At 56.4% G+C, this 22,330-nt stretch carries 20 protein-coding genes and 1 pseudogene; 11 read left to right on the top strand and 10 right to left on the bottom strand.

Going from position 1 to position 22,330, the window contains the following annotated elements:
• Positions 1-35: 35 nt before the first annotated feature.
• From Q368_RS0121405 to Q368_RS0121375, 7 genes are all read left to right on the top strand, one after another.
• The gene (locus Q368_RS0121405; protein WP_052360325.1) at positions 36-1,112 is read left to right on the top strand and encodes a DRTGG domain-containing protein; all 1,077 of its coding nucleotides are present in this window, start codon (positions 36-38) and stop codon (positions 1,110-1,112) included.
• Between the two features lie 20 nt (positions 1,113-1,132).
• Positions 1,133-1,987 carry a sulfide/dihydroorotate dehydrogenase-like FAD/NAD-binding protein gene (locus Q368_RS0121400; protein WP_029461074.1) on the top strand — a complete coding sequence of 285 codons (855 nt, stop codon included), beginning with the start codon at positions 1,133-1,135 and terminating at the stop codon, positions 1,985-1,987.
• Entirely contained in the window at positions 1,965-3,395 is a 1,431-nt protein-coding gene (gltA, locus tag Q368_RS0121395; RefSeq protein WP_029461073.1) for an NADPH-dependent glutamate synthase, read from the top strand. Before Q368_RS0121400 ends, gltA begins: the two co-directional genes overlap by 23 nt.
• A gap of 514 nt (positions 3,396-3,909) precedes the next feature.
• Positions 3,910-4,923, top strand: coding sequence for an iron-containing alcohol dehydrogenase (locus tag Q368_RS23495; RefSeq protein ID WP_281174655.1), 1,014 nt, complete (start codon positions 3,910-3,912; stop codon positions 4,921-4,923).
• A 140-nt stretch (positions 4,924-5,063) separates the two neighbouring features.
• Positions 5,064-6,050, top strand: a complete 987-nt coding sequence (locus Q368_RS0121385) for a DUF7973 family transport facilitator (RefSeq protein WP_029461072.1) — start codon at positions 5,064-5,066, stop codon at positions 6,048-6,050.
• 140 nt (positions 6,051-6,190) lie between these two features.
• On the top strand, positions 6,191-7,213 hold the full coding sequence (locus Q368_RS0121380) for a molybdopterin-binding protein (protein WP_029461071.1): 1,023 nt from the start codon (positions 6,191-6,193) through the stop codon (positions 7,211-7,213).
• A gap of 67 nt (positions 7,214-7,280) precedes the next feature.
• Positions 7,281-10,010, top strand: a complete 2,730-nt coding sequence (locus tag Q368_RS0121375) for a molybdopterin-dependent aldehyde oxidoreductase (RefSeq protein WP_029461070.1) — start codon at positions 7,281-7,283, stop codon at positions 10,008-10,010.
• A gap of 205 nt (positions 10,011-10,215) precedes the next feature.
• Here Q368_RS0121375 and Q368_RS0121370 read toward each other — a convergent pair whose 3' ends face one another.
• Complete coding sequence (locus Q368_RS0121370) at positions 10,216-10,440, bottom strand: helix-turn-helix domain-containing protein (RefSeq protein WP_029461069.1); 225 nt, start codon at positions 10,438-10,440, stop codon at positions 10,216-10,218.
• On the opposite strand from Q368_RS0121370, the pseudogene Q368_RS25035 reads away from it, so the two are divergent.
• Positions 10,396-10,970, top strand: a pseudogene (locus tag Q368_RS25035) (Tn3 family transposase); the annotation flags it as partial. The gene Q368_RS0121370 and the pseudogene Q368_RS25035 sit on opposite strands and share 45 nt — an antisense overlap.
• A gap of 41 nt (positions 10,971-11,011) precedes the next feature.
• Here Q368_RS25035 and Q368_RS0121355 read toward each other — a convergent pair.
• The 4 genes from Q368_RS0121355 to Q368_RS25985 all read right to left on the bottom strand — a co-directional run bounded on the left by Q368_RS0121355 (position 11,012) and on the right by Q368_RS25985 (position 12,902).
• Entirely contained in the window at positions 11,012-11,329 is a 318-nt protein-coding gene (locus Q368_RS0121355; protein ID WP_029461066.1) for a hypothetical protein, read from the bottom strand.
• Positions 11,330-11,413: 84 nt separating this feature from the next.
• On the bottom strand, positions 11,414-11,800 hold the full coding sequence (locus Q368_RS25990) for a hypothetical protein (protein WP_156955813.1): 387 nt from the start codon (positions 11,798-11,800) through the stop codon (positions 11,414-11,416).
• 2 nt (positions 11,801-11,802) lie between these two features.
• Positions 11,803-12,498, bottom strand: coding sequence for a StbB family protein (stbB, locus tag Q368_RS0121350; protein ID WP_029461065.1), 696 nt, complete (start codon positions 12,496-12,498; stop codon positions 11,803-11,805).
• Entirely contained in the window at positions 12,498-12,902 is a 405-nt protein-coding gene (locus Q368_RS25985; protein WP_156955812.1) for a hypothetical protein, read from the bottom strand. The genes stbB and Q368_RS25985 overlap by 1 nt, the downstream gene beginning before the upstream one ends.
• A 503-nt stretch (positions 12,903-13,405) precedes the next feature.
• Here Q368_RS25985 and Q368_RS0121345 point away from each other — a divergent pair.
• From Q368_RS0121345 to mobF, 3 genes are read left to right on the top strand one after another with little or no spacing between them, the layout of a single operon-like run.
• Complete coding sequence (locus Q368_RS0121345; protein ID WP_029461064.1) at positions 13,406-13,780, top strand: hypothetical protein; 375 nt, start codon at positions 13,406-13,408, stop codon at positions 13,778-13,780.
• Positions 13,773-15,329 (top strand): type IV secretion system DNA-binding domain-containing protein, encoded by a 1,557-nt coding sequence (locus Q368_RS25030; protein ID WP_084158929.1) that lies wholly within the window; start codon positions 13,773-13,775, stop codon positions 15,327-15,329. The genes Q368_RS0121345 and Q368_RS25030 overlap by 8 nt, the downstream gene beginning before the upstream one ends.
• Positions 15,322-18,156, top strand: a complete 2,835-nt coding sequence (gene mobF, locus Q368_RS0121335) for a MobF family relaxase (protein ID WP_029461063.1) — start codon at positions 15,322-15,324, stop codon at positions 18,154-18,156. The genes Q368_RS25030 and mobF overlap by 8 nt, the downstream gene beginning before the upstream one ends.
• On the opposite strand, the gene Q368_RS25025 is transcribed toward mobF, so the two are convergent.
• From Q368_RS25025 to Q368_RS23490, 5 genes are all read right to left on the bottom strand, one after another.
• Positions 18,153-19,205 (bottom strand): ATPase, T2SS/T4P/T4SS family, encoded by a 1,053-nt coding sequence (locus tag Q368_RS25025; protein WP_084158928.1) that lies wholly within the window; start codon positions 19,203-19,205, stop codon positions 18,153-18,155. The genes mobF and Q368_RS25025 overlap by 4 nt on opposite strands.
• Positions 19,186-20,313: a type IV secretion system protein VirB10 gene (gene virB10, locus Q368_RS25020; protein WP_162179668.1), complete on the bottom strand. Its 1,128-nt coding sequence runs from the start codon at positions 20,311-20,313 to the stop codon at positions 19,186-19,188. The genes Q368_RS25025 and virB10 overlap by 20 nt, the downstream gene beginning before the upstream one ends.
• Before the next feature lies 1 nt (position 20,314).
• Positions 20,315-21,184: a P-type conjugative transfer protein VirB9 gene (virB9, locus tag Q368_RS25015; RefSeq protein ID WP_084158926.1), complete on the bottom strand. Its 870-nt coding sequence runs from the start codon at positions 21,182-21,184 to the stop codon at positions 20,315-20,317.
• Between the two features lie 12 nt (positions 21,185-21,196).
• A complete protein-coding gene (locus Q368_RS25010; protein ID WP_084158925.1) occupies positions 21,197-21,919 on the bottom strand; it encodes a VirB8 family type IV secretion system protein in 723 nt (240 codons plus the stop codon).
• Between the two features lie 141 nt (positions 21,920-22,060).
• On the bottom strand, positions 22,061-22,330 hold a 270-nt coding region (locus tag Q368_RS23490; protein WP_043786615.1), incomplete at its 5' end, for a Tn3 family transposase.

Genomic DNA, 22,330 nt, shown 5'->3' with positions numbered 1-22,330 from the left:
CGCCAGCATCCCCCTCAAATTCCGGAGGAAGCCCTGTGAACGGTCTCTATATCGGCTCCACCGACGGCAGCGCCGGCAAGACCCTTCTCGCCCTGGCCCTGGGCCAGCGTTTCCAACGCCAGGGGCGGCGCATCGGCTTCATCAAACCCGTCGACGCCCTGCCGGCCGTGCCCGGCGACCCGGACGGCCTGGACAGCCGCTTTGTCCGGGAAGCCCTCGGCCTGTCCGATCCCCTGTCCCACATGGCGCCCGTGGTCCTGCCCCGGCAGTGCGCCAAAGGCGTTTTCCCGGACGCCCCCGCCGACCGGCTGCCGGAAATCGTGGACGCCTACCGGACCCTGGCCGCGGACAAGGACGCCATGCTCATCGGCGGACTGGGCGATTTCCTCCATGCCGGCGGCGGCTGGGGGCTGGCCGGGCCGCGCGTGGCCCGGGCCCTTGGCGCGCGGGTGCTGCTTCTCGACCGCGTTCGCCGGGAGCCGCATGTCGAGCGGCTGCTGGCCGCCCGGGAGCTTTTGGGCGAACGCCTGGTCGGGGTCATTTTTAACGACGTGCCCGAAGCGGCCCGTGACGAGGTCGAAGGGCTGGTGGCGCCGTTTCTGGCGCGCCGGGGCCTGCCCGTGCTCGGCTGCGTTGGCCACGATCCTTTTCTGGCCGGAATCCGGGTCGGCGAGCTGGCCCGGGGGCTGGGCTGCCGCGTCGTGTCCGGGCCCGCCGGCTGGGACCGGCTGGTCGGCGGCTGCTGCATCGGGGCCATGCAGGCGGAAAATTTTCTGTCCCGGTTTCGCCGCCGTCAGGACGCGGCCGTGCTGTGCGGCGGCGACCGCATCGATGTGCAGTTGTTGGCCCTGGAGGCCGGCTGCGCGGCCTTGCTGCTGACCGGCGACATTGTTCCCGACGAACTGGTCCTGGCCAAGGCGGCGGACAGGGACATCGCCCTGCTGTTGCTGCGCCAGGACACTTTCGCCGCCGCCGGGGCCGTGCGGACCGTCATGGCCCGGGCCAAATTCCGCGACCCGGCCCGGATCGCCCATGGCGCCCGGCTGGTGGAGCGGGCCCTGCGTCCGGCCGGCGACAACCACAACCTAGCCGGCGCATGGCGCGTCGCCTAGGACACCACGGAGGACGTTTCATGCCCTATCGCATTGTGCGCAAACGCCGGCTCATCGCGGGACGGACCAGCGAACTGGTCATCTACGCCCCGCCGATCGCGGCCAAGGCCCGACCCGGCAATTTCGTGATCGTGCGGGTCCACGACAAAGGGGAGCGCATCCCCCTGACCATTGCCGACGCCGACCGCTCGGCCGGCACCATCACCCTGGTCTACCTCGTGCTTGGCAAGACCACGGCCATGCTCGACAGCCTCGATGCCGGCGACGCCGTCCTGGACGTGTGCGGTCCCCTGGGCCGGCCCACGACCATCCGCCGCCGCGCGGCCCCGGTCATCTGCGTGGGCGGCGGCACGGGCATCGCCGCCATGCACCACATCGCCAAGGGCCACCGGCTGGCGGGCAACACGGTCATCGGCATGATCGGCGCGCGCACCAGGGAGTTGCTGCTTTTCGAACCGGAATTGCGCACGGTCTGCCATGAGGTGCTTGTGGCCACCGACGACGGCTCCCGGGGCCGCAAGGGTCTGGTGACCCGGCTGTTGGAGGAGCGCCTGCAGGCCGACGCCCGGGTGGCCGAGGTGCTGGCCGTGGGGCCGGTGCCCATGATGGCGGCCGTATCCGCCGTGGCCGGCCGGTTCGACGTGCCCTGTCAGGTCAGCCTCAATTCCATCATGCTCGACGGCATCGGCATGTGCGGGGCCTGTCGGGTGACCGTTGGCGGCCAAACCCGCTTCGCCTGTGTGGACGGCCCGGAATTCGACGGCAGCCAGGTGGATTTCGAGGAACTGGCCCGGCGTCTGACCGCCTTTGCCCCCATGGAACGGCACGCTTACGAGGAGTTGCAAAAAAGCCATGTCTGCCGCTGCGCCAACTGAGAATCCGCACAAAAGGCCCCCCCGCACGCCCATGCCCGAACAGCCGGCCGGGGAGCGCGTGGGCAATTGCCGGGAAGTCGCCCTGGGCTACAGCCCGGCCATGGCCCGGGCCGAGGCCGCGCGCTGTCTGGCCTGCAAGAACCCCGGCTGCGTGGCCGGCTGTCCCGTCGGCATCGACATTCCGGGCTTTATCACCGCCCTGGCCGCCGGGGACGTGCCCACGGCCTACGGCATCATCCGGCGGACCAATTCCCTGCCGGCCGTGTGCGGCCGGGTCTGTCCCCAGGAAAGCCAGTGCGAAAGCGGCTGTATCCTGGGCCGCAAGGGCGAGCCCGTGGCCATCGGCCGGCTGGAGCGTTACGCGGCCGATGCGTTCATGGCCGACGGGGCCTGCGCCGCCCTGACCGGCGGCCCGGCCTGCGCCGGGCCCGGGACGGACACGCGCGTGGCCTGCATCGGTTCCGGCCCGGCCAGCCTGACCGTGGCCGGCACCCTGGCCACCCGGGGAATCGGCGTGGACGTCTACGAGGCCCTGCACGAGCCGGGCGGGGTGCTGGTCTACGGCATTCCGGAATTCCGGCTGCCCAAGGCCGTGGTGCGCCGGGAGATCGAGGCCCTGAGCGCCCTTGGCGTACGCTTTTTCACCAATTGGGTGGGCGGGCGCACCGTGGAGGTCCGGGAACTGCTGGACCAGGGCTACGGGGCCGTTTTCATCGGTATCGGGGCCGGGTTGCCGGTCTTTTTGGACATCCCCGGCGAGAACCTCATCGGCGTCTTTTCGGCCAACGAGTTTCTCACCCGGGTCAACCTGGGCCGGGCCTACGCCTTTCCCGACTGGGACACCCCGGTCTCTCCGGGCCGGCGGGTGGTGGTCTTCGGGGCCGGCAACGTGGCCCTGGACGCGGCCCGGACGGCCGTGCGCCTGGGCGCGGAATCCGTCTCCATCGTCTACCGGCGTTCGGAAAACGAGATGCCGGCCCGGGCCGAGGAAATCCACCATGCCAGGGAGGAGGGCGTCGCCTTTTTGTGTCTGCGCGCGCCGCTGGCCTTTGTGGGCGACGGGCAGGGGCGATTGACCGGGGTGCGGCTGCAACGCATGCGCCTGGGCGAGCCCGACGCATCCGGCCGGTGCCGGCCCCTCGCCTGCGACGGGGACTTTTGCGAGATCGGGGCGGACATGGCCATCGTGGCCGTGGGCACCCGGGCCAATCCGCTCCTGCCCCGGGCCACGCCGGGCCTGCTCGTCGACCGGCGGGGCTACATCAGCGCCAACGAGGCCACCGGCGAAACGACCCTGCCCATGGTCTTTGCCGGCGGCGATATCGTCACCGGCGCGGCCACGGTCATTTCGGCCATGGGGGCCGGCCGGCGGGCGGCCGAGGCCATCAGCCGCCGCCTGTTGGGCTGAGGCGGCCGGGACCGGCGGCGCGAACACGGTTTTATAGGTTTGCGTGCGCCAAAGTCGTTGGAAAACAATGTAACCGCTTGGAAGCATGAGGGAAATTAATAGCCATATATTATAAAATATGGTTGACATGCCCCCGGCGGCGGCGTAGAAGGAGGACACACGTTTTCATGGAAAAACAATCGGCAGGGAGGCGCATTTTTTGTCTCGAATTTAAATAGCCATATATTTTAAATTTAAAATAAAGGCCGTCCCACGGCAGCCGGCAAGGCTGCCCGGCCAGGGCGGGGCGCAGCGGAATGCCTTTCGAAAGAAAAACGACATCCCCCCGGTGACGGCACCCCGCCACCGGATGCAACCGCAACCATGGAGGACGAAATGGCTGACTTTCTGTGCCCGGCAGTGAATTTCATCGGCAGGGGAACGCTGGCTGAGGTGGGACCGCGCGCGGCGATGTTCGGGAAAAAGGCGCTGATCGTCACGGACAAGTTCATGGGCAGCCATGACCGGCGGGGCCGTGGATCAGGTCAAGGCCCACCTGGACAAGGCCGGCGTCGCCCATGTGATGTACGGCGAAGTGGCCCCCAACCCCCGCGTTTCCAATGTCGAGGACGGGCTGGCCGTTTATCGCAAGGAAAAATGCGACCTCCTCGTGACCGTCGGCGGCGGCAGCGCCCATGACTGCGGCAAGGGCATCGGCATCGCGGCCACCCACGAAGGCGACCTGTACGACAACTACGCCGGCATCGAAAAGCTGACCAACGAGCTGCCCCCCATCATCGCCGTCAACACCACCGCCGGCACCGGCAGTGAGGTCACCCGGCATTGCGTGCTCACCAACATGGAACGCAAGATCAAGTTCGTCATCGTCAGCTGGCGCAACCTGCCCAAGGTCTCCATCAACGACCCCGAGCTGATGATCGGCAAGCCGGCGGCCCTGACCGCGTCCACCGGCATGGACGCCCTGACCCACGCCGTGGAGTGCTACGTGACGCTCGCCGCCAACGAAGCCACCGACGCCGTGGCCATCCGGGCCATCCAGCTGGTCGGCCGGCACCTGCGCCGGGCCGTGGCCTACGGCGAGGACATCGTGGCCCGCGAAGGCATGGCCTATGCCTCGCTTCTGGCCGGCATGGCCTTCAACAACGCCGGCCTGGGCTACGTCCACGCCATGGCCCACCAGCTGGGCGGCATGCTCGACATGCCCCACGGCGTGGCCAACGCCATCCTCCTGCCCCATGTCGAACGTTGGAACCTCATGGTCAATCCGGGCAAGTTCGCCGAAATCGCCGTGGCCCTGGGCGAGAACATCGACGGCCTGGGCATGATGGAGGCGGCGGAAAAGGCCGTCACCGCCATCGAACGCCTGTCCTCCGACGTGGGCATTCCCAAGAGCCTGTCCGCCCTTGGCGTCAAGGAATCCGATCTGGAACCCATGGCCAGGCAGGCCCTGCTGGACGGCAATGCCGGCTGCAACCCGCGCAAAGGCGACGTCAACGACATCATCGCCCTGTTCAAGGCCGCCATGTAGGCCTTGCGGCAAGGACGTCCACTCGACGGCATGCCGTTTCCCCGACGGAGGCGGCATGCCGGCCGGTCCCGCCCGGGCGCGAAGCCCCGGGTCCGGGCCGGCCCCTGCGGCGGGCGCGCGGCGCGCCCAAGGAGCGAACAATGGTTCCATGGAGTAGCGAAGCCATCATCCTGGCCTTTGGCGGAGGTGTGTTCGGAGCCAGTCTGGGCGGGCTGTGGGCCTTTTGCCTGTGCGGCCTGCTCACCATGCTGGGCTGTCTGGTCGTTTTGGCCGGCGGATCGGATTTCTTATTGTTGCAGGTTGGGCTGGGACCGATTTTCGGCCCCCATGTCGGCGGGTTCGTTTCCGGCGTCGTCGCCGCCACCTATGCCGCCGGCGTGCGCCACAACCACCCGACCGGCAATGCCAAGGACATCCTGTCCCCCCTGGTGGACACGTCCTGGGACGTGCTGGCGGTAGGGGGCGTGTCCGCGGTCTTCGGCCTGCTGCTCGTGCCGGTGCTCCAGCGCATCCCCGTGTTGCGCGAATCCGACATGCTGGCCCTGTCCATCATCATCAACATCTTCCTGGCGCGCCTGCTGTTTCAGAAAGAGCCGCCCTGGGGCGACCGGGAATCCATCCGCAAATACGGCTGGCTCGGGACGGACAACCACGCCATTTCCTGGGTGGGCTGGATGTCGCCGCCGTCGCGACTGGTGGTCCTGGGTGCGGGTGTGGGGTTGCTTTCCGGCGGCGTGGCCAAGGGGATGCGGGCGGTGCTGGTGCCCCTGGCCGAGAAGGGGGCCGTCAGCGAGGCGGCGGCCATCACCGCGCCGCTGATCTTCTGCTGGGGGCTTTCGGCCATCATGCTGACCATGCTCAATTTCGGGCAGGGCAGCATCCAGAAGTCGCCCGTCACCCACTGCATGGCCATCATGGGGGCCTGGGGCTTTCTGCAAACGGGTTCCCTGGCCGGGGCCATGGTGTTCGGCATCGGCGCCGCCTTTGTCGAGGAATACGCCGCGCGGCTGTTCTACAACCACGGCAGCAACCACCTGGACCCGCCGGCCGCCGGCATCGCCATCGCCACCTTGCTCATGAATCTCGTCTTCAAACCGGAATACCTCAACTTCTCGCAGTACTTCTAGCCGCCGAAGTCCGGATGGACCCGGCCGCCGGTCGCGGTCCATCGTCCCGAACCGTCTGCATTCCAACACGGAGCCGAGCGCCGGCCGGTCGCCCCTTGCGGCGACCGGGGTCTGCCCTCGCGTCTCCCGGGGAGGACGCCATGCGCATGATTGCTGTCCAGGAAGCCGCCGGCACGGTCCTGTGCCACGACATCACCCGGATCGTCCCGGGCGGGGACAAGGGACCGGCCTTTCGCAAGGGCCATGTCGTACGGCCCGAGGATGTCCCCGAACTGCTGCGCCTGGGCAAGGAGCACCTCTACGTCTGGGAGGTCGGCCCGGGGCAGGTCCACGAGGACGACGCGGCCCGGCGCATCGCCACGGCCGTGGCCGGGGCGGGGGTGGTCCTGACCGAGCCCTGCGAGGGCCGCATCAACATCCTGGCCGACCGCCGGGGGCTGCTGCGGATCAATGTGGACACCCTGCGCCGCCTCAACGCCATCGAGGACGTGGCCGTGGCCACCCTGCACGGCAACATCGCCGTCACGCCGGGGCAGATGCTGGCGGGAACCCGGGTGGTGCCGCTGGTGGTGCCCGACGAGCGCCTGGAAGCGGTGGAGGCCGTGTGCGCCACGTCCGGGCCGGTGGTGTGGGTGCAGGTCTTCCGGGCGCTGCGCGTGGGCGTCGTGACCACGGGCAGCGAGGTCTACCACGGCCGCATCGAGGACAAATTCGGCCCGGTGCTGCGCCGCAAGTTCGGCAACCTGGGCTGCACCGTGGTGCGGCAGGTCGTCGTGCCCGACGACCGGGACATGACCGTGCGGGCCATCCGCCGGCTTCTGGCCGAGGGCGTGGAACTGCTCGCCGTCACCGGCGGCATGTCCGTCGATCCCGACGACCTGTCCCCGTCCTCCATCCGGGCGGCCGGCGGCCGGGTGGTGGCCTACGGCGCGCCCGCCTTTCCCGGGGCCATGTTTCTGCTGGCCTTTCTCGACGATGTCCCGGTGGTCGGGCTGCCCGGCTGCGTCATGTACCACCGCGCGAGCGTGTTCGATCTGCTCGTGCCCCGTCTGGTGGCCGGCGAGCGCCTGACCCGGGAGGACATCGTGGAACTGGGCCATGGCGGCCTGTGCGCCATGTGTCCCGACTGTCGCTATCCGGCCTGCGGCTTCGGCAAGTCGTAGGCCGACGGTTCCCTGCCGGCTGTTGCCGGAAACCAACCCGAACACGTCTTGAAAAAGGGGTGACGACATGATCCAGAAGATTTTCATCGTCAACGGCATCGAACGCATGTTGGTGGTCGAGGACAACGCCATGCTCGCCGACGTGCTGCGCGACCAGCTCCACCTGACCGGCGTCAAGGTGGGCTGCGCCCAGGGCCAGTGCGGCGCGTGCAGCGTCATCATCGACGGCAAGGTGGCGCGGGCCTGCGTCACCAAGGCCCGGCTGGTCGCGGACTACGCCGCCATCACCACCATCGAGGGCCTGGGCACGCAGCACAACCTGCATCCCCTGCAGGTGTCCTGGGTCGTGCACGGCGGCGCCCAGTGCGGCTTTTGCACCCCGGGCTTCATCGTCTCGGCCAAGGGCTTGCTGGACGAAAATCCCAACCCCAGCCGGGAAGAGGTGCGCGACTGGTTCCAGAAGCATAAAAACGTCTGCCGCTGCACCGGCTACGTGCCGCTGGTCGACGCGGTCATGGACGCGGCGCAGGTGCTGCGCGGCGAAAAGACCCTGACCCTGGACGCCAACAAGCCGGCCGACGGGCGTCTGTGGGGATCGAGCTATCCCCGGCCCACGGGCGTGGCCAAGGTGCTTGGCCAGTGGGATTTCGGCGACGACAGGAAACACCAGCTGCCGTCCGACACCCTGCATCTGGCCCTGGTCAACGCCAAGGTCTCCCACGCGGCCATCAAGGGCATCGACACCGCCGCGGCCGAAGCCATGCCCGGCGTGGCCCGGGTGCTCACCCACAAGGACATCAAGGGCAAAAATCGCATCAACGGCCTGATCGCCTTCCCCTACACCAAGGGCGACGGCTGGGAACGGCCCATTTTGTGCGATGAAAAGGTGTTTCAGTACGGCGACGCCCTGGCCATCGTCTGCGCTGACACCGAGGCCCATGCCCGGGCCGCGGCCGAAAAGGTGCGCGTGGACCTGGAAGAGTTGCCGGCCTACATGAGCGCGCCCGAGGCCATGGCCGACGACGCCATCGAGATCCATCCCGGCACGCCCAACGTGTATTTCACCCAACCCCTGGTCAAGGGCGGGGAGACCAACCCCTACTTCGAGCGCCAGGACCTCGTCGTGGCCGAAGGGGAGTACTACACCCAGCGTCAGCCCCACATGCCCGTGGAGCCGGATGTGGGCTTTGCCTACGTCAACAGCGACGGCAAGCTGGTCATCCACTCCAAGTCCATCGGCCTGCACCTGCACATGCTCATGGTGGCCGACGGCATCGGGGTGAAGCTGGAGGACATGGTCGCCGTGCAAAACCCGGCCGGCGGCACCTTCGGCTACAAGTTCAGCCCGACCATGGAGGCGCTCGTGGGCGTGGCCGCCATGGCCACGGGCCGGCCCTGCCACCTGCGCTACAACTACGCCCAGCAGCAGTACTACACCGGCAAGCGCTCGCCCTTTTTCATCAAGGGCCGCTACGCCGCCGACAAGGAGACCGGCAAGGTCCTGGCCGCCGAAAGCGAATGGATCGTGGACCACGGTCCCTACTGCGAGTTCGGCGACCTGCTGACCGCGCGCGGGGCCCACTACTGGTCGGCCGGCTACGGCATCCCCAACCAGCGGGGCGTGGGCCGGTGCGTGGCCACCAACCACGCCTGGGGCGCGGCGTTTCGGGGCTATGGTTCGCCGGAAATCATGTTCGCCTCCGAATCCCTCATGGACGAACTGGCCGAAAAGATGGGCTGGGACCCCCTGGAACTGCGCTACGCCAACGTCTACCGTCCGGGCGACACCACGCCCACGGGCAACGCCCCGGATTCCTACGCCCTGCCCGAGCAGATCGATCTGCTGCGGCCGAAATACAAGGAAGCCCTGCGCCGGGCCCGGGAAAACTCCACCGATGCGGTCAAGCGCGGCGTGGGCGTGGCCATCGGCATCTACGGCTGCGGCCTGGACGGCCCGGACACCTCCAACGCCGATGTGGAACTGAACCCCGACGGCGGCGTGACCCTCTACGACTGCTGGGAGGACCACGGCCAGGGCGCGGACATGGGCTCCCTGGGCACGGCCCACGAGGCCCTGCGGCCCCTTGGCCTGCCGCCGGAGAAAATCCGCCTGATCAAAAACGACACCAGCCGGGTGCCGTGCAGCGGTCCGGCCGGCGGCAGCCGCAGCCAGGTCGTCACGGGCAACGCCATCCGCGTGGCCTGCGAAAACCTCCTCGCGGCCATGAAAAAGTCCGACGGCGCGTTTCGCACCTATGCGGAGATGGCCGCCGAAAAGCTGCCCCTGCGCTACAGCGGCACCTGGACCACGCCGTGCAAGCCCACGGACGAGAATGCCCAGGGCGATCCCATCTGCGTCTACATGTACGGCCTGTTCATGGCCGAAGTGGCCGTGACCATGGCCACCGGCAAGGTGCAGGTGGAAAAGATGACCCTGGTGTCCGACATCGGCAAGATCAACAACAAGCTCGTGGTGGACGGCCAGAACTGGGGCGGCATGGCCCAGGGCATCGGCCTCGCCCTGACCGAGGACTTCGAGGACATCAAGAAACATTCGACCCTGGCCGGGGCCGGCATCCCCTACATCAAGGACATCCCCGACCAGATGGAACTCCTCTACGTGGAACCGGCCCGCGAGTTCGGGCCGTTCGGCGCGGCCGGCATCGGCGAGATGCCCTTGTGCGGTCCGCATCCGGCGGTGATCAACGCGGTGTACAACGCCTGCGGCGTGCGCATCCGCCAGTTGCCAGCCTACCCGGAAAAGGTGCTGGCCGGGCTGCAGGCCCAGGCCAACTAAGGACCCGTTATGGCTTTTGTTCCCGGCGGGGTGGGTTTGCCAGCCCCGCCGGGCATTCGGTCACCGAGCCACAGAAATCCCGGAAGGACCAGATTGTTCGGCCCCGGGGTTATCGCGGTAATGACAGCAAACACAAGCAACGACAGAATATCGACTCCAGGCATAACGCTCCTCCTTAGATACTGGAGGAAATATGCCGGCCATCTTACCTGCCGTCTTGCAGATTCTTGCTCATTTTGCGGAATGCGCCGGGCGTCACGCCAACTACCGCCTTGAATCGGTTGGTAAGATGGCTCTGATCGACGAAACCGGTTTGATCTGCCACTTCGGTTAACGCCAGGTCTGTGCTCAAGAGTCGCTTCGCCGCTGCTATCCGACGCTCGCCGGCCTTATTGGCGGAAACATCAACATCAAACACGTTCGCGCTCATTGGGATGAAATCTTGCGGCTCGCCGCATCCATCAAACAGGGCACGGTGACAGCCTCACTGATGCTTCGCAAGCTCGGCAGCTACCCACGTCAAAACGGCCTAGCGGTAGCCCTGCGTGAGTTGGGGCGCATCGAGCGCACGCTGTTTGCGCTCGACTGGATGCAGAACATCGAGTTGCCCGACGGGTGCAGATCGGGTTGAACAAGGGAGAGGCGAAGAACGCCCTGGCGCGGGCGGTGTTCCTGAATCGGCTCAGCGAAATCCGCGACCGCAGCTTCGAGAACCAACGCTACCGCGCCAGCGGCCTCAATCTGGTGATGACAGCGATAATCCTGTGGAATACAGTCTATCTGGAACGCGCCATCAAGTCTCTACGCGACACTTCGCAGGACATCGATGAGAAGTTGCTGCCGCATCTGTCTCCCCTGGGCTGGGAGCACATCAACCTGACCGGCGACTACATCTGGCGGCAGCACAAGCTGATCGAGCAGGGTAAATTTCGGCCGCTCCGGATGCTCGCCGAGGCTTAGCGTACGATTTTTTCCGTTTCGTGAGCAGACCCCGGTTATACCTAGTTTTTTTCGAGGATAATCTTCCCGTCATCCGTGCAAGAAAATTTGAAGGTATCGCCGGCTTTAAATCCATAGTTCGTAAGAAGCGTTTCGCTCAACCGAAGGCCGGTTTTGGAAAACTTGATATTCCCGGAAACACTTCTCCCTTCCATCCCGTCAATTTTGTAAAACTTTTCATCCAACTGCATCAACTTCATGAGGTGCGCTTTCAGCGTGTTTTTATTGATTCCAAACGCATCCTGAATCTGTTGTGCGGTTTTGCCATCGGTGACAAACTCACGAAGTTTAACCGCGTCAAATTTCGTTTCCTTCGGCATTTCAATACCTCCCTTTGGTCGTCGAAGATAAGTAACTTTAACGCCTATAGGATTAAAGTCAACAACAAACATAGGTATAAAAAATTACCGAAAGAAAAAATTACTGAACGCTAGGGCAGATAAAATGCCACCGAATATGCCGGTGCTAAAGCCGATTATTGCCGAATAAATAGCAATCCTGTGTGAAGATTTATCAACAAGCTTTGCAGCCTGCTGAATATCTTTTGAAACCTGCCGAATACTTCCTAAAGATTCCTTTAGATATACATCAAATTCCCTAGTTAACCTTTCTCCTGAAGAGGTTAAATCACCGGAGGCAAGTTCAAGCGCTGCGCGAATTTTTGAAATCGCTTTTTCTGTCGCATCGGGTAAGGCTTTGTTGACACTTTCAACGCGAGTAAGGAGGTTGCCAATATCCCCTAAAACTTCAGCAACCATTGCTTCGCGCATTGTCGTTGGTTCTTTGGGCATTTCTACCTCATGATTTCATCAAAAACAGTATCAAGATTTTTCTTAGCTGATCCTGCTAGGCGCTTCAAAGAAATACGTGCAACAATGTCAAGTTTTTCATCAGGATTATTTGTCTCGCGCAGCTTCGCTTTAAAGTCTGTCGAATCGTTTAAAAGCTGTTCGATTGTAGTTTGATAGGTGGAAAGATTTTGATATAGTTCTGAGTCGAAAATTGTAGCTTTTGGCCTAAGCGTAAAATTTTTAGCGTCTTCATAGTATCCGAACAAAGGATAGAAAATTTCTTCAACAATGTCATCAACATCAAGACGATTAAAAACTACGCGGATTTTTTCAGGTGGAACGCCCATCGATGAGAGCGCATTGATTGTTGCGATGGTGTCTTTGACCTGCTTGTTCTCTTTGACTACAGGAATAAGAAATATGTCGAAATCTTCGTGGGAGCCGTCATAGCGATCCATGAGTTTTACAAAGTCTTCAATGTTTGAAGAGCCGACGTCAATGATAGCGTCATCCGTGAGCATTAATTGTTCAGAGAGTTGGCCGAATTGTTTCCCTTTCATTTTCTGTCCGTCAGAATCGTCGGAATTGATTGTTTCGATATTTATTATTTCAATGCCGTCCATTCTTGGTTTTAAAAGATTTTTCGCGATTGTCGATTTCCCCACATTGCCGGAAAAGTTAACAATAGCTATCTTCATTACAGTCCTTCCTTTGGCTTGCGCCTTTTCTTTAAATATTTAGACCCTAATTCTTCGCGTACTTTAGGGTCAAGAGCATCGGATATTGACATGCCTTTTGACAGCGTGTCGTTACCTGGTTTTGTGCTGTCTAAATCGTTTTCGCTGTTTTTGATTTGTGTTTCACACTCATCACGCACACTGTTTAAGGTTTGCTCACGCTTGATTCTGTTTCTTCGTATAAATGATTTGAAAGTATTTTCATTGATTGAAAAGCCTTCTTCAGATAAAAGCTTATAAATCTCCTTTAAACTAACCCCTTCGTCAATTTTTTCAAAGATGAGTGGTAAAAGCGGCGTTAGGCTTCGGGCTGGTGTTGACGGCTTGAGCGCTTTCAACCGCGATTGTAGGGTGCTGCTTCCCACAGATTTTTCCTTTTTTAAAAAAGTAAATAATTACAGTATGATTTTTGAAATATAGTCTCAAATGGCACCAGCGTCAATTGGCATATATGCACCGAAATGAATATTTTTGCACCCAAGTGAACCTAAATAAACCTGAATGCACCCAACAGCCTGCACCGAAAGGCATTTTTTTGCACCCAAATGCACCTACATGCACCCAAATGAACTCAACTCATAGGGTTAACCAGAAAAATCACCGCTTGGCACTGCCAAGCGGCAATTTCTGGACCCTCCTTTTATCAAAGTTGCAATTTTGAGTTTTAATTGCCCTTAAAGAAGGAAGGTGTTAGCCCTTAAATACGGCTATACACCATACGCACCCTTCGGGTGATATAACACTCTGATTTTCATTGATATTTTTTTTGTACTTGCTATAAGCTGTAGCCGCATAACAATACAAAAATGATATAACATATTGAAATTATAGTGAAGAATGCACTACAGAATGCATTACAGGAGCTAAGATGGCAAAGACAATTCCGGTTCAAGTCCGACTCTCCATGGAAAAACGCCTTCAGTATGAGGACGAGGCGGCCCAGCGAGGCCTTCCCCTTTCAACCTACTTACGGATGCGCCTGGAGGAAGGCGACAGGATCAACGAGAACCTAGCCGCCCTTCGGATTATGATGCTTGACGGTTTTTCAAACATCGAATCCAGATTAAAGAAAGAGCAAAAAAGCCAACAACCTGAAGACGATATTGATTATGGAATGATGATAGAAGCAATTTTCCTTTTAAGAAAAATTGCTAGTCCGATGGATTTAAACATGATCCACAAAGAGTTAAAGCGTCAGGGCATCAAGATTTGGACAGGGAATAAGGAGAGCAGTCATGACTGAAGTCTCGCGTCGTCAACTTTCTGTCTGTGTGGTTTTGTTGGCACCTGTTATGGCCTGGGTTGTGGTCGCAAATCACACAGAAAACATCCCTCATGAACATAAGCTTAAAGCGCTATATCAGTTGATTTTAGACACTCCTCATAAGCCATTTTTGATTGCTGCATTAGTTGGTGGGCTGGCTTTAGGTATATTTTGTGTTTGGCTTATTAATCAGGTCTTTAAAACTGAATTTGGCGGAGCGCAATTTAACAGATTTTTGCGTGGGACACGCATAGTATCTGCCGAAAGTTTGGCAAGAGATACAAAGGATAAAAAGCGTCAACAGGTCACGGTTGCCAATATTCCGTTGCCAGTCGAAGTTGAAAATCTTCATCTTTTATTTGGTGGTGGGACTGGCTCAGGTAAATCGACATTGTTTAGAGAACTAGCATTAGGAGCAGTTAAAAGAAGGGATAGGTTTTTTTGCCTTGATCCTAATGGTGAAATGATGTCGAAATTTTATCAAGATGGAGATGTAATTTTAAATCCATATGACGATAGAACTAAGGGGTGGTCTTTTTTTAATGAGATAAGGAGTGACTACGACTTTCACAGGTATGCTCTATCTATTGTTCCGACTGGACGCACCGCAGATGCTGAAGAATGGGCAAGCTATGGTCGTCTTTTATTGCGTGAGACTGCTAAAAAACTTCATTCAATGGGGCAGTCTTCAGTAAAAGAATTGTTTCACTGGACGACAATTGCCCCGCCGAATGAGTTGCAACAATTCTTAGAAGGTACGCTAGCCGAGTCACTTTTTACGGGATCGTCAGAGGCAACAAGGGCAATGTCTTCGGCGCGATTTGTTCTGTCAGATAAGCTGCCAGAACACGTTACAATGCCTAGTGGTTCCTTTTCTCTTCGGTCTTGGCTTGAAGATTCCAACGGTGGTAACCTATGGATAACGTGGCGTGAAGATATGGCTGTTGCTTTGCGTCCTCTTATTTCTGCTTGGACGGATGCCTTGTTTGTTTCTATTTTGTCGATGCCAGAAAATGCGAATAGGCGAATTTGGGCATTTATAGATGAATTAGCTTCGCTTGAAAAACTTTCAACTCTTGAGTCTGCATTAACTAAAGGGCGTAAGCATGGGTTGAGAGTTGTTGCCGGGTTGCAGTCTACATCGCAGTTGGACCATATATATGGACGAGAAGCGGCCCAAACTTTACGAAGTTGTTTCTCTTCATTGGCCGTTTTGCGGATTGCTAAATCTGATCCAAAAACGGCGGAAGATTTTAGCAATTCCCTTGGTGAACATGAAGTTGAAAGAGAGCGTGAAAGCAGAAGTAGCGGAATGAGGTATAGTAACACTGGCCAGCAAATAGTCCATGAAAAAGAGAGGGTTGTTTCAGCTTCCGAATTGACATCATTGCCAGAACTTTCTGGATATTTGGCTTTGGTTGGGGATCGGCCTATTGCTAAGTTCACAACAGGATATGTTAGGTTTAAAAACCGTGTTCCAGGTTTTGTTGAACGTAAAATGGCAGCAAACCGAGATTTAAATGCTTAGTATTAAGGTTTTAACTCGCAAAGATATTGGCAGGGCTGCGTCATATTATAGTGCTGGTGCCGATGATTATTACCGTAAAGAAGGTGAGTCGATAAGCTGGCAAGGTAAGGGAGCTCACGCATTAGAGTTGGAAAGAGAGGTTGACCCAAAGGATTTAAAGAATTTGCTGGCCGGTCAAATCGGGCCGAATATTCGCGTGAGCCGTGGTTCAACACGGAATGACGCAAAGGAAAGGATCGGTATTGATCTTACCTTTTCGGCTCCAAAGAGTGTATCCTTACAGGCTCTTGTTGCCGGTGACGTGCGCGTTATTGAAGCGCATGATCGGGCGGTGACGGCTGCTATTGCGGCGGCTGAGGAATGTGCGCTAGCCCGTAAACGTGTTGACGGCAAGGCCCAGGTGGAGCGATCCGCCAATTTAGTTGTTGCAAAATTCCGCCACGAAACAAGCCGCGAATGCGATCCGCAGTTGCATACTCATGCTGTTGTTATGAATTTAACACAGCGAAGCGATGGTGCTTGGCGTGCTTTAAAAAACGATGAAATCGTTAAATCAGTAAAGAAATTTGGTGCGGTATATCGTGCTGAGTTGGCTATTGAGCTTCAAAAAATTGGTTTTGAGTTGCGTCATGAACGGGATGGTTCTTTTGAATTGTCACATATAAGCAGGGAGCAGCTTGAGGCTTTTAGTCAAAGATCAAAGCAAATTAACGAAGGTCTTGCAGACCTGGGTTTATCTCGGGAAGAAGCAAATACTAATCAAATCCAAAATGTTGTTTTAAAATCACGTGCTAAAAAAACAAATATTGACCGCGAGATTTTATATAAAGATTGGGTTGATCGAGCAAGTGGCCTTGGAATTGATTTTTTGCATAGGGAATGGGCTGGACAAGGGAATGAATTTATAAACTCGCAGCGTCGAAGCATTAATAATTTAACTTTAGAGCAAAATGCTAATCTTGCTGTCAAGTATGCTGTAAAGCATCTTACTGAAAGACAATCTGTTGTTTCGGAAAAAGATTTGATTGATATTGCGATGAAACACGGCGTCGGACGCGTTACACTGAAAGATATTGTGTCTGAAGTTGATAAACGTGTCGATGATGGATTTTTAATACGTGAAGAACCATTGTATAAGCCAGCGTCTGAAGCAAGTGAAAATTCCAATATGACTAAAAGTGATTGGATTAAACTTGTTACAACAAAAGGACTTGAAAAAGAGGCGGCAACTAAAAAAGTTGAAAATGCGATTAGAGAAGGTGGGTTAATTGCTGTTGACAAGAGATATACAACTCAAACAGCATATAAAATTGAAAAGTCCATTCTGAAGATTGAACGGTCCGGTCGGGAAAGAATGGATGCAATTATGGACGTGGAAACGGCCCGCACGGTGCTTGCAGCGACGAATCTTAACGATGGCCAGCGTGAAGCCGCTGAACTCATGGCGTCCACTAAAAACCGCGTAATAGGCGTCCAGGGCTTTGCCGGGACGGGTAAGAGTCACATGCTCGACACCGCCAAAACGCTGATCGAGGACCAGGGCTATCGGGTCCGTGCGCTGGCTCCCTATGGAAGCCAGGTTAAAAACCTGCGGGAGATGGGAGTACCAGCAAATACCTTGGCTGCTTTTCTCCGGGGACAAAACAAGGACCTTGATGACCGCACGGTGCTGGTCATCGATGAGGCTGGGGTTGTGCCTTCCCGCCTCATGGAGCAGACCTTGCGATTAGCCGAAGAGAAGGGTGCGAGGGTTGTGCTCCTGGGGGATACGGCACAGACAAAAGCCATTGAGGCCGGGAGGCCTTTCGACCAGTTGCAGGCCGCCGGCATGGCCACGGCCCGAATGGATCACATCCAGCGTCAGCGCGATCCTGATCTGCTGGCGGCAGTCGAACATGCGGCCAAAGGGCATGCACCTCAATCACTCGATAAGATCAAATCTGTCCTTGAGGTGCGGGAAGACGATTTACGACGTAGCGCCCTTGTCCGTGACTTCATGGCCCTTGGCCCGAGTGATCGGGACCAAACTTTGATTGTGAGCGGCACCAATGAAGCACGTCGAGACATCAACGCTCGGGTGCGTGAGGCCGTGGGGACAGCTGGTCAGGGACTTGTATTTGATACGCTGATCCGGCGCGATACGACCCAGGCAGAGCGGTTGTTTTCCAAAAACTACCGGGTTGGTGACGTGGTGCAACCTGAGCGGGATTACAAGAGCGGATTGCAGCGCGGAGAGCTTTACAAGATCGTAGATACCGGGCCGGGCAATCGGCTGACGGTATCGGCTCAGGATGGACAGAAAATAGCCTTTTCCCCAATGCATGCCCGGCGCTTGTCGGTATATCAACCCGAGCGCTCGGAGCTCGCGCCGGGGGATATGGTGCGGGTCACGCGCAATGACAAAAAGCTTGACTTGGCCACCGGGGAGCGCTTTCGAGTGGCGGCGGTCGCGCCGGGGCGTGTGACCCTGGAGGGAGGAGGCCGGCGCGTGGAAATGCCAGCCGATACGCCCTTGCACCTCGATCATGCTTACGCCACAACGGTACATGGAGCGCAAGGGCTTACGTGTGATAATGTGATGATCGAAGCACAGACGGATAGCCGCACGACGGCAAAGGATGTCTATTATGTTGCCATTTCTCGTGCAAAATATAAAGCAAATATATATACAAATGATTTGTCTAAATTGCCGAAATCAATTTCACGTGACAATGTTAAAACTGCGGCTCTTGATTTGAGGCAGTTTGATAAAATGAAAGACCAACACGCTAAGAGTGTTGGTCTTGATAAGGGTAATAAAGAGCTTGACCGTGAACGCCAGCGCTAGGCCATTTCTTTCCGTTTAAAAATTGGGTCGTAAAAAACCTGTAGAACTCTCCTTGCCTTCATGTGGATAATGACGTCTACTGTAGAGTAGAGGACGTGTTTAATCATCGGCATATCAAGTGTTTTGCCGACTTCTGAGTTTTTGATTAATGTAGCTATGCGGTCGAATCCTTCAATAGCTCCATTGGCGTGTGTCGTCGTTATCCCGCCGCCATGGTCAGTGTTTAAAGCATTTGTGTATTCCCATGCTTCAGGCCCACGAAGTTCCGCTAAAAATATCCTTTCAGGCGTAATCCGCATACATGCAGCAAGACAAGCTAAGGCGCTTATTCTCCCGGCTCCGTCGCCGTAAAAAAGGTGCGTTACTTCCTTGTGGTTTGGAAGGAATATTTCGTGAACGTCTTCAATTGTCGCTAAATGTTCGTCAACTGGTACGGCTTCAATCAAAGAACGCATCAATGTCGTCTTGCCGGAACCTGTTTGCCCGGTTATTACAATGTTGCGTTTTAATGCGACACAGCGCAACAAAAAATCACAAATCTTCCCTTCACGTTTAAGATCGAGCAGTTCTAGCTCAAACTCTTCTAGGCGGTGAAAGTCCTGGCGAAGGGACTCTTTCTTAGCCTCTTCTTTGGAAGGTTGATTGAATGATACGTCTTTGCATTCAGCAAACGCGCCTTCGGAGTCGAGTTGTTTAGCGGATTTTACCGTCATTGAGTGCTTTCTGATGACGATAGTAATCATGTTGTCAAGGACAACAGGGGGCTGAAGGATAGTCCCGCGTTCACCCCCTGGTAAGGTTACGTAGGTAGTTCCGCGAACGGGAAGACTGCTAAAAGCAATCATAGCGGTAGCAAGCGCTTTAAGGTATGATAGCTTGAACTCAGGAATATTAACGTATTCCTTTTTGCCAAAAGCGACAGTAACAACTTCGTTCGGCCTTATGCGAAGCTCTGTTATCGAAGGGTCATTTAAGTAAGCTTCAACAGGACGAAGAAGTTGTGTGATTGTTTGCGATTTGAAAGCGCATTTATCTAATGCTGTAGACATCGCTGAAGTCCAAATCACGGGCAACGAAAATACTCACTCTGTCGCCCTGATTTTTGTAAAGAGTGGGAGGGATATTCACCGTATTTTTCAGAGCCTCAGTAGACATATCTTTCCCGGTACTTTGAGTTGTCCCGATATTGATAGTTGATTTCTCTGAGGCATAATTGACAGCCGCCTGTCCTAAATCGCCTATGATGCTTAACAAAATGGCGTTGCCAAAGCGCTGCCAAAAATGCGTGTCCACTTCACCGGGTTCGCCAGCAGCGCCAAGTGGATCAGTGCCAGGGCTATCCAGATCGATAATGACCCCTTGAGGAGTCTCGACGCGTTGCCATGACACAAATACACGGTTTTGACCCTGCACAATTCCTTTTTGATAACTTCCAACTACCTTTGATCCGGCATCGAGTAGCACAACATGGCCGTTGGTCGAGTAGGTGTCTGACGTCGTGTAGCAAACGACCATGCCGACCTGATCCGTGACCAGTTTGGATTGCTGGCCACAATCGATCATTGTCCCTCGCGTAATCATGTAATTGCGATCGGCAAGCATAGACGCGCGTGACGGTTTTACCGCAAGTGGCTTGAGCTGTTGCTCAAGCGCGTTGTCATCCGAAGCATGACGGCCCTTCAGGGCCGCAGGCCCTTCGCCGCTACCCGACGAGGGCTGTCCCGAGGAATCCCCTCCACCTGTGAAACCGCCGCCTAACCGTCTTTCGCGTAAAAGGTCCGATTCGCTTTTTTTAGGATGCCGTTTGTCCGCATCTTTGTCGGGTTTCGGCGGAAGCGGGGTTGGTTGAGGAACTTCGACCGGATGCGACTTAGGCTCGGGCGGAGGTGTGGGGGTAAAGTTGGGTAAGTTGTTTTTTATGATCTTGGGTTTGTTGGTCTTTTCATTGGCGTCATTCCGGTGCTGTATGGCCTTCCATGTTAAAACTGAACCGAAGGCCACAGCTACGAGAACGATAAACACCATGAAGATTCTCATTCCTGGGGTACGGCGTCTAAATCCGCCATCGTCCATACCGCCCCTGGCACCGTCTATTTGCTCGGGAGAAGACTTCTTGATTTCATCAAGAACGTCTATTTCTTTATCGTCTTTGCTCATGCTATTTCCCACCCTTCTTGATGATACGTCGCACTTCAGGAATGGCCGTGCCGCTTTCGTTAGGAATGCCAAAAGAATCAAATGACTCATTGTACACCCCGACAACGGCATCACCGAGGCGTAATATAAATTTGGGGGCAACCTTTTCCGCAACAATAACATGCGATCCAGGATGGTTAAGCATGTGCCTGTTTACAATAGCTTCGCTGCCATCGGCGGTTATGGTGTAAATGTTTGGTAAATCAACATTCGGGGCAAATTTGAAATAAGTAAAACGTCCGTCATCCCAAACATTAATAGGGCATATGAGCTTGTCACGTCTTGTTGCGCTCATGGTATAGTTAAGGTTGTTGTTGTGGCCAAGAGTATCAAAACGCTTGTTTGCATCGGCACGGGCTCTTTCTTCGGCAGCGGCCTGTGCTTCCTCAATAGGATAAGAAAATTGAACTTGGAGCGTTGCAGAACGCAATGACCAAGGGGTTTTGATTTCCTGCTGTTGAGGATTTTCGCCTTTAGCGACAGGTGTTCCATCTATAAAGTGTAAGACAAAATTGTAGCTATGTTTGTCTGTTACGATGACAAGGTTTGTGTCGCTGTTTTGTGCCTTGGCCTTGATGAAGTAATGGTTCCCTTTGTGGGCAAATGACCATCCATTGGGATCGCCAAAAGCATGGGTTACATATTCCTCGCCTTTCTTTACAACAATATGTGTTGCGATGCCGATTACGGCATCCATTTTGACGACATCTTGCGGGTTGTAGTCAATGTGCTTGATGCGATAGTCGAATCTTGATCCGACCGGAGATTTAAGCGCATAGGCTGTGCTGGAAAGACACGTTAAGCACAAGAGGATAATTGCTATGTTTTTCATGCTCGGCTCTGCCTATTTGCTTTCAACAAGCTCGGGATCAACCCGATAGCTTGTGACTTGGAAGCCAAGGGGGTTGATAAGCCGATCTTGTGAACGCATTGGAGCATTGACGTATTTATACGCAATGGTGGCAACCCAGTTTCGAATTTCGTCAACACGGTTATTTCGCCAATGAACAATGGTCCTAAATCTGGCGGTGGCAGTACTTGTTTCAGTGTTAATGATAGGCGCGCTATCTAGCTGCACTAAAATTCGTGCTTTATCAGACAATACTTTGTCTCTTCCTTTGTCTCCCTCAAATACTTTATGGTATATTTTTGCCACCTCTTCAGTGCTCATCAGGCCAACGGCGTTATAGTCAGCCTGGATTGTTTCAAAGTCATAGTTTTCGCGGTGGCGAATGTAGTTAAGAATCCAATATTGATCGATTATTGTGCCGTAGCTATCTTGTCTCTCACGCATAACGGACAAGACATCAACCGCGCCAGTTGAGTTGTCCACGCGCAAGATAAAAGGAGGCACAGGTTGAGAACTTGTCTTGATAAGAACAATGGTCACCATAAGCGCGCAAAATGCGAGGAAACAAGTTGCTCCTGTGATGACCCAGGCGTTGCGCCTGGATCGAAGCACTTCCCTCAAAAAGCTGCGCTCCAAGCCTTGTGACTCGACAAGGTATTTTGTCAAATCTTCACTTTTGATTGCTTTCTTGCGGGAAAAAGCATCCTTGAGGCCCATGGTTATCGCTCCGTAGGATTGTTTATTTCATTTGGGGTAGTTAAGTTGATTGGCTCACGCCTGGAATCATCGGGCATCCGGGGTTTTTTGGGAACCGCGCAAGCAGTAGGGGTCGTCTCAGAAAACGGAAAAAATCGTACGCTAAGCCGGTTGCAACGGTCGTAGCGGCCTGAATTTGCCGGCGCCGATCTTGGCGCTGCTGCGCCAGAGGTAGTCGCCGGTCAGGTTGATGTGCTCCCAGCCTAGCGGCGACAGGCACTGCAACAGCACGTCATCCACGGTCTGACCGTGACCGCGCAAGGCGTGGGTGGCCCGCTCCAGATAGACCGTATTCCACAGCACGATGGCCGCCGTCACCAAGTTGAGGCCGCTGGCCCGGTAGCGCTGCTGCTCGAAACTGCGGTCACGGAT

The organism is Solidesulfovibrio alcoholivorans DSM 5433, from assembly GCF_000702665.1.
GTDB lineage: Bacteria > Desulfobacterota > Desulfovibrionia > Desulfovibrionales > Desulfovibrionaceae > Solidesulfovibrio > Solidesulfovibrio alcoholivorans.
The sequence above is the reverse complement of the archived record's forward strand: the minus strand, read 5'-3'. Positions and strand labels throughout refer to the sequence as shown.

Excerpts from the sequence above, each read along its gene's own strand:
- virB10 (WP_162179668.1), bottom strand. The coding sequence starts at position 20,313 with ATGAGCAAAGACGATAAAGAAATAGACGTTCTTGATGAAATCAAGAAG.
- Q368_RS25030 (WP_084158929.1), top strand. The coding sequence starts at position 13,773 with ATGACTGAAGTCTCGCGTCGTCAACTTTCTGTCTGTGTGGTTTTGTTG.
- Q368_RS0121355 (WP_029461066.1), bottom strand. The coding sequence starts at position 11,329 with ATGCCGAAGGAAACGAAATTTGACGCGGTTAAACTTCGTGAGTTTGTC.
- stbB (WP_029461065.1), bottom strand. The coding sequence starts at position 12,498 with ATGAAGATAGCTATTGTTAACTTTTCCGGCAATGTGGGGAAATCGACA.
- Q368_RS0121385 (WP_029461072.1), top strand. The coding sequence starts at position 5,064 with ATGGTTCCATGGAGTAGCGAAGCCATCATCCTGGCCTTTGGCGGAGGT.
- Q368_RS0121370 (WP_029461069.1), bottom strand. The coding sequence starts at position 10,440 with ATGAGCGCGAACGTGTTTGATGTTGATGTTTCCGCCAATAAGGCCGGC.
- Q368_RS0121380 (WP_029461071.1), top strand. The coding sequence starts at position 6,191 with ATGCGCATGATTGCTGTCCAGGAAGCCGCCGGCACGGTCCTGTGCCAC.
- Q368_RS0121345 (WP_029461064.1), top strand. The coding sequence starts at position 13,406 with ATGGCAAAGACAATTCCGGTTCAAGTCCGACTCTCCATGGAAAAACGC.
- Q368_RS25010 (WP_084158925.1), bottom strand. The coding sequence starts at position 21,919 with ATGGGCCTCAAGGATGCTTTTTCCCGCAAGAAAGCAATCAAAAGTGAA.
- Q368_RS0121400 (WP_029461074.1), top strand. The coding sequence starts at position 1,133 with ATGCCCTATCGCATTGTGCGCAAACGCCGGCTCATCGCGGGACGGACC.
- virB9 (WP_084158926.1), bottom strand. The coding sequence starts at position 21,184 with ATGAAAAACATAGCAATTATCCTCTTGTGCTTAACGTGTCTTTCCAGC.
- mobF (WP_029461063.1), top strand. The coding sequence starts at position 15,322 with ATGCTTAGTATTAAGGTTTTAACTCGCAAAGATATTGGCAGGGCTGCG.
- Q368_RS25025 (WP_084158928.1), bottom strand. The coding sequence starts at position 19,205 with ATGTCTACAGCATTAGATAAATGCGCTTTCAAATCGCAAACAATCACA.
- Q368_RS0121375 (WP_029461070.1), top strand. The coding sequence starts at position 7,281 with ATGATCCAGAAGATTTTCATCGTCAACGGCATCGAACGCATGTTGGTG.
- gltA (WP_029461073.1), top strand. The coding sequence starts at position 1,965 with ATGTCTGCCGCTGCGCCAACTGAGAATCCGCACAAAAGGCCCCCCCGC.
- Q368_RS25990 (WP_156955813.1), bottom strand. The coding sequence starts at position 11,800 with ATGCCCAAAGAACCAACGACAATGCGCGAAGCAATGGTTGCTGAAGTT.